This window comes from Nostoc sp. UHCC 0251 (genome assembly GCF_034932245.1).
In the GTDB taxonomy this organism is placed as follows: domain Bacteria; phylum Cyanobacteriota; class Cyanobacteriia; order Cyanobacteriales; family Nostocaceae; genus Nostoc.
The window spans coordinates 76,785-83,387 of the sequence record NZ_JAYGHD010000287.1 but is presented as its reverse complement, the minus strand read 5'-3'; the positions used below and the strand labels follow the sequence as shown (position 1 = coordinate 83,387).

Annotated in this window: 9 protein-coding genes; all 9 read left to right on the top strand. The window is 42.1% G+C overall.

Going from position 1 to position 6,603, the window contains the following annotated elements:
* The first annotated feature begins 250 nt into the window (after positions 1–250).
* Positions 251–775: a bidirectional hydrogenase complex protein HoxE gene (hoxE, locus tag VB740_RS19085; protein WP_323201509.1), complete on the top strand. Its 525-nt coding sequence runs from the start codon at positions 251–253 to the stop codon at positions 773–775.
* A complete protein-coding gene (locus VB740_RS19080; protein ID WP_323201508.1) occupies positions 762–2,375 on the top strand; it encodes a NuoF family protein in 1,614 nt (537 codons plus the stop codon). The genes hoxE and VB740_RS19080 overlap by 14 nt, the downstream gene beginning before the upstream one ends.
* A 98-nt stretch (positions 2,376–2,473) precedes the next feature.
* Positions 2,474–2,596 carry a hypothetical protein gene (locus VB740_RS19075; RefSeq protein ID WP_323201507.1) on the top strand — a complete coding sequence of 41 codons (123 nt, stop codon included), beginning with the start codon at positions 2,474–2,476 and terminating at the stop codon, positions 2,594–2,596.
* Position 2,597: 1 nt separating this feature from the next.
* Positions 2,598–3,035 carry a hypothetical protein gene (locus VB740_RS19070; RefSeq protein ID WP_323201506.1) on the top strand — a complete coding sequence of 146 codons (438 nt, stop codon included), beginning with the start codon at positions 2,598–2,600 and terminating at the stop codon, positions 3,033–3,035.
* A gap of 25 nt (positions 3,036–3,060) precedes the next feature.
* Complete coding sequence (locus VB740_RS19065) at positions 3,061–3,888, top strand: DUF6920 family protein (protein WP_323201505.1); 828 nt, start codon at positions 3,061–3,063, stop codon at positions 3,886–3,888.
* A 34-nt stretch (positions 3,889–3,922) separates the two neighbouring features.
* Complete coding sequence (hoxU, locus tag VB740_RS19060; protein WP_323201504.1) at positions 3,923–4,639, top strand: bidirectional hydrogenase complex protein HoxU; 717 nt, start codon at positions 3,923–3,925, stop codon at positions 4,637–4,639.
* 72 nt (positions 4,640–4,711) lie between these two features.
* Positions 4,712–5,257: an oxidoreductase gene (locus VB740_RS19055; protein ID WP_323201503.1), complete on the top strand. Its 546-nt coding sequence runs from the start codon at positions 4,712–4,714 to the stop codon at positions 5,255–5,257.
* Between the two features lie 71 nt (positions 5,258–5,328).
* Complete coding sequence (locus VB740_RS19050) at positions 5,329–5,781, top strand: hypothetical protein (RefSeq protein WP_323201502.1); 453 nt, start codon at positions 5,329–5,331, stop codon at positions 5,779–5,781.
* 182 nt (positions 5,782–5,963) lie between these two features.
* Positions 5,964–6,584: a CBS domain-containing protein gene (locus tag VB740_RS19045; protein WP_323201501.1), complete on the top strand. Its 621-nt coding sequence runs from the start codon at positions 5,964–5,966 to the stop codon at positions 6,582–6,584.
* The last annotated feature ends 19 nt before the right edge of the window (positions 6,585–6,603 follow it).

Below are 6,603 nucleotides of genomic sequence, written 5' to 3'. Positions count from 1 at the left end.
CCGGTTCTGAAGGAGAGGTGCGCCGTAGCAATACGGACATCGACTCTAACTAGGGGAAGAAATAAAAACTAAAGTTTCAGAGTTTAAAGCTCAGTTTAAAAAAAAAGATGTTTTTCGAGACGCAAAGCGCGAGAAAAACAGTGTCCTTCTTACAATCTCCCGTTTTTAAACGGGGGTTCCCTACACCCTACACCCTATCCCCTACACCCTCTGAAACCACATAAATACTAAAAATATTTAAAATACCAGCATGGACTCCCAAACAGCCAACAAAAAAAATACCCCAAAAGAGCATCCTAGCGGTGATAAACGCTTCAAAATACTTGATGCAACCATGAAGCGCCATCAATATCAGCAGGATGCACTTATAGAAGTTTTACATAAAGCCCAAGAACTCTTCGGTTATTTAGAAAATGACCTGTTACACTACATCGCCCAAAACTTGAAACTACCACCCAGCCGAGTTTATGGCGTAGCAACTTTTTATCACCTCTTCTCTCTCGCACCAAAAGGCGCACATACCTGCGTAGTGTGTACAGGTACAGCTTGTTACGTCAAAGGTGCAGAAAACTTACTAGCAACCGTAGAAAAGTGCGCCAAAATTCATACTGGTGAAACCACCCCCAATAGTGAACTTTCACTGTTAACAGCAAGATGTTTGGGCGCTTGTGGGATTGCACCTGCGGTTGTCTTTGATGGTACTGTGTGCGGACACCAAACACCAGAGTTAGTTACTGAGCAAATAAAAGGATGGCTCAAACATGGATCTAACTGAACTACAGGAAATAGCTCAGAAAGAATGCGCCAACTCTAAGCCGACTCGGATTCGTTGCTGTATGGCGGCTGGTTGTCTGTCATCTGATGCTGTCGCCGTTAAAGAAAGCTTGGAAAAATCTATCACCGCAGCAGCATTAACAAATCAAGTAGAAGTTCGTAGTGTTGGTTGTATGGGTTTGTGTTGCCAAGCCCCTTTGGTGCAAGTTGACCACTTAGAGGTGCAAGGCTTTACACCCGTACTATACGAAAAAGTGACTTCTGAAATTGCTTCCTCAATTGTGGCTGAATTGCAAGGTGATGAAATAAAGGTACAAAAAGGAGATTTGAATCAACCATTTTTTACTAAACAATTACCTATTGTTTTAGAGAATAGCGGCAAAATTGACCCGGAACGAATTGAATCTTACATTGCTGCTGATGGCTATCAAGGGCTTTATCAAGTACTTCGAGAGATGACACCTACTGAAGTAGTAGATGATATTACCCGCAGTGGGTTACGGGGAAGAGGTGGTGCTGGTTATCCTACGGGTGTGAAATGGGCAACTGTCGCTAAAGCCAAGGGCGAACGCAAATTTGTGATCTGCAATGCTGATGAAGGCGATCCCGGCGCATTTATGGATCGGAGTGTTTTGGAGAGCGATCCTCATCGGGTTTTAGAAGGAATGGCGATCGCAGCCTATGCTGTGGGTGCTAACCAAGGTTACATTTATATTCGTGCCGAATACCCCATCGCAATTAACCGTCTGCAAATTGCCATTCGCCAAGCCCAACGCCTTGGTTTATTAGGAAGTAATATTTTTGACTCACCTTTTGACTTTAAAATTGATATTCGCATTGGTGCAGGAGCTTACGTTTGTGGTGAAGAAACCGCTTTAATGGCATCAATTGAAGGCAAACGCGGTACACCTAGCCCGCGTCCACCTTATCCGGCAGAGAGTGGTTTGTGGGGATTTCCAACTTTAATTAACAACGTCGAAACATACGCTAATGTCCCTTGGATTATTCGCAAAGGTGCAGATGTATTCGCCAGCATCGGTACAGAAAAAAGTAAAGGTACGAAAGTTTTCGCCCTAGCTGGGAAAATCCAAAATACAGGAATTATAGAAGTGCCAATGGGAACAACCCTGCGGCAAATTGTCGAAGAAATGGGTGGTGGTGTGCCGGATGGCGGTACAGCCAAAGCAGTGCAAACAGGCGGCCCCTCTGGCGGCTGTATTCCTGACTCAGCGTTTGATACTCCCGTCGATTATGAATCACTGACTCAACTTGGTTCGATGATGGGTTCCGGTGGCATGATTGTCATGGACGAAAGCACCAACATGGTAGATGTCGCCCGCTTTTTCATGGAATTCTGCATGGATGAGTCTTGCGGTAAGTGCATTCCTTGTCGTGTGGGGACGGTGCAACTGTATAAATTATTAACCAAAATTCGAGAAGGTAAAGCATCCCTTACTGACTTGGAATTGCTGGAAGAACTTTGCGATATGGTGAAGCATACCAGTTTGTGCGGGCTTGGTCAGTCAGCGCCGAATCCAGTGTTTAGTACTTTGCGTTATTTTCGAGATGAATATTTAGCTTTGATTGGGAATAGGGAATAGGGAATAGGCAATAGGCAATAGGCAATAGATTGTTTTCACGGATGAATTAGGATTGCTATACAGATTTCCTCACAGGATTCTCAATATTCCTTTTTAATATGACAGTCAGGTTTAAAAATGATCAACTGCCACTAGAGCAAGCCGTTCGCGCCCATGAATTACTCGAAAGTTCTGCTGGAAGCGGACAACTATTATTAACTTGCAGTTCTGGAAATAACTAAGATGACTGACTCAAATCAAGGATTGAACTTCTTCAGAAGTATTGGTGTTTGGTTAGTGTTTATCGTTGCCGAGAGCCTGAATGGAACTGTTCGCAATCTGTTCCTTGCACCATCCTTAGGCGATTTTTGGGCACAACAAATTTCATTTTTCACCGGGTCGATTTTGGTTTTGACGATCGCGATCGTTTTCGTACAATGGCTTTATGATTTTCGTGTTTCTCAATTGCTAGGCGTTGGATTGTTGTGGCTGCTATTAACCGTTGGTTTCGAGATTAGCTTGGGGCGCTTCATTTTAGGCTATTCCTGGGAGCGCATCACCGCTGACTACAATTTGCTGCAAGGTGGATTAATGTCCATTGGTTTAGTCCTTTTCACCTTAGCCCCTTTAATCGCTGCAAAGATTCAGGGTGTTTTGACGGATACCAATCAAAACACATAGAGATTTACAAAAAGGGTTGAGGAAAATGATTGCAAAAATTTTCTTTAGCATTGGTGCATTGCTAGCGATCGTATTTATCGCTTTAGTCTTCATCCGCGTAATGAACGAACAGGAAGTTGATAGAATTTGGCGATCGCTCGAATCCTCACCAACAAGCGATCGTTTTACTGAAGATATGATTGCAGAATTACCTGCTCCTGTACAACGCTATTTTTTGTATAGCATTGCACCAGGAACTCCTCTTGCTTCCTCTGTCAGCTTGAAAATGAGTGGCAGTTTTAGGATGGCGCAGGATAAACCGTGGATACCAATGCAAGCTACAGAAATTCTCTCAACAAAAGGATTTGTCTGGAAAGCAAGGATTGGTAGTGGTTTGTTTCAAATGATCGGTAGCGATCGCTATACCAACAAATCTGGTCAAATGCAGTTCTCTCTTTGGGGACTAGTTCCGCTCGTCAATGCCCACAGTCCTGATATTACTCGCTCTAGCATTGGACGATTCGCAGGAGAATTTTTCTGGCTACCTTCTGCTTTACTACCTCAGCGCGGCGTAAGTTGGAAAGCAATAGATGAGAAGACTATCCAAGCTAGTCTAAAAGTTGATGATGAACCTGTAACGCTGACACTATTTATAGATGCTAACGGCAGACTCCTAAAGCTTTCTCTGCCACGTTGGGGAGATCAAACAGAAGATGGTAGCTATACTTACATTCCATTTGGCGGAGAGTACCAAGAAGAAAAGACATTTAGAGGATTTACAATTCCTTCCCAGATGAGGGCAGGCTGGTGGCTTGGGACAGATCGTTATTCAGAATTCTTCCGTGCCACGATTGAGCAGGCTGAGTTTCGTTAAAGAATATAGCTATTTAAAAATACTGAGGTCATAAATGTCAGTAAAAACTTTAACAATCAACGATCAATTAGTTAGCGCCTGCGAAGAAGAAACCGTTCTTCAAGCTTCCCAGGATGCAGGGATTCACATTCCGACTTTGTGTCACCTGCAAGGAGTTACAGATGTTGGGGCTTGTCGGCTTTGTTTAGTAGAGATTGCTGGCAGTAATAAACTTCAGCCTGCTTGTGTAACGAAAGTTTCTGAAGGGATGGAAGTCCAAACAAATAGCGATCGCCTGCAAAAATACCGTCGCACAATTATCGAAATGCTATTTGTTGAAGGCAATCACATTTGCTCAGTCTGCGTAGCTAATGGTAATTGCGAATTGCAAGACTTGGCGATTGAAATGGGTATGGATCATGTGCGTTTGGATTACCATTTCCCCGATCGCAAAGTCGATATTTCTCACGATCGCTTCGGCGTTGATCATAACCGTTGTGTTCTTTGCACTCGTTGCGTCCGTGTTTGCGACGAAATCGAGGGAGCGCACACTTGGGATATGGCGGGTAGGGGGACAAATTCTCATGTAATCACTGATTTAAATCAGCCTTGGGGAACCTCAGACACTTGTACTTCTTGCGGCAAATGCGTTAATGCTTGTCCCACAGGTGCGCTTTTTTCCCAAGGTTCGAGCGTCGGTGAAATGAAACGCGATCGCGCCAAACTTGATTTTATCGTTACAGCACGGGAAAAACGGCAATGGAACCTTTAAATATGTAGGGATGAGGGAGATTAGGAATAATTGTTCATTCATCTAATTACGAATTACGAATTACGAATTATTATGGCTCGTTTAAAATTAGCAACAGTTTGGCTAGGTGGCTGTTCTGGCTGTCACATGTCTTTTCTTGATTTAGACGAATGGCTGATTGATTTAGCTGCACAAGTAGATTTAGTTTTTAGTCCTTTTGCTGATATTAAAGAATATCCCCAAGGAGTGGATGTAGTATTAGTTGAAGGTGCAGTAGCCAATGAAGATCATCTGCAAATGATTCAGACAGTCAGAGAGCGATCGCAAATTCTTGTCTCTTTTGGCGATTGTGCTGTCACTGGCAATGTTACTGCTTTACGCAACCCTTTAGGTAGTGCCGAACCTGTACTCCAGCGTTGTTACATTGAAGCAGTGGATATTCATGGCCAAATTCCTCATGAACCTGGTATCGTACCAACCTTACTAGATCGGGTGATACCAGTTCATACAGTAGTTCAAGTTGATGTGTACTTACCAGGTTGCCCACCTTCAGCAACTCGAATTAAAGCAGTATTAGAGCCACTATTAAGGGGAGAAAAACCACACTTAGAAGGACGTGAATTTATTAAGTTTGGTTAACTTCACAAGTTACTCAAATTCTTTATCTAAGTTAAAGGTAAGGTAATTCCAAAAGAATTTGAGAAGCAATTATGGCAGTTAATTATCGGGAAAGAATTATTGCTCTTTGGACAGTATTTCTGCTAGGAACACTGTTTCATACACAACTAGGGTTAATGCCGCTTTTTCACGGCTTAACTGTTGTTGAATCTCAAAAAGCTACAAATATTAACGATATTTCTGGAATTATGTGGTTGATGCTGGGCTTTTTTGTGCTACCAATGCTCGGAATTATCATCACTGCTTTTACCGACTCCAAGCGTTATCGAATTATTCATTTTGGCTTCACCATCTTTTACAGCATCATGAACTTACTACATGTGATTTTAGATTTATTTGTCCAGCCAGTTCTCTGGTATCAGATAGCCTTGATGGTCTTGCTATTCTTTGTAGGTTTATTATTAAACATGACTGCTTTTAAATGGATGCGGCTGCACACCAGAGCTAATCAATCACAACACAATCTAGAAAGCTCACATTTTTAGCTGTTAATTCAAATTGTGAGCGAGATTTATTTTGGTAATTTATCAACTATCGCAACTTCAACCAAATTAAATCAATTTAGATTTTCAATATCAATTTTCCATATACACCTTAAATGTTGGAAAACATCTATTCTCAACATTAACCGTATTGCATCAGCTTAATTATACATTTGGAGAGCATTATGTTGAAAGCATCTGACATTATGACTAAAGATGTTGCTACAATTCGCAGTTCTGCAACGGTAGCTGAAGCAGTCAAGCTTTTAAGAGAAAGGTACTGGAAAGCGCTGGTTGTAGATCGTCGCCATGAACAAGATGCTTACGGCATCATTACCGAAAAGGATATTGTCTATAAAGTGATTGCTTATGATAAAGATCCTTGTAAAGTGCGTGTTTATGAAGTGATGACTAAGCCTTGTATCGTTGTCAATCCCGATCTTGGCTTAGAATACGTAGCACGATTATTTGCTGACCATAATTTGCATAGAGCGCCTGTTATCCAGGGCAAATTACTGGGTATAATTTCCCTGGTTGACATTCTAGCTAATAGTAACTTTCTTCAGCAACCCTATACTATTCTGCTAGAAGAACAGCTTGAGGATGAAATTAAGCAAACTCGTGCTGTTTGCGCCGAGAAAGGTATCCGCTCAGAACAATGTGCTGCTGCTTGGGATGCAATCGAAGAATTACAAGCCGAGATAGCACATCAACGGGCAGAGAAAGTTGTAAAAACTGCCCTTGAAGAATACTGCGATGAATATCCAGAGGCCAAAGAAATTTATGACAACTGGTGTAGTGGGTGAGCTACTCAATATATTAATT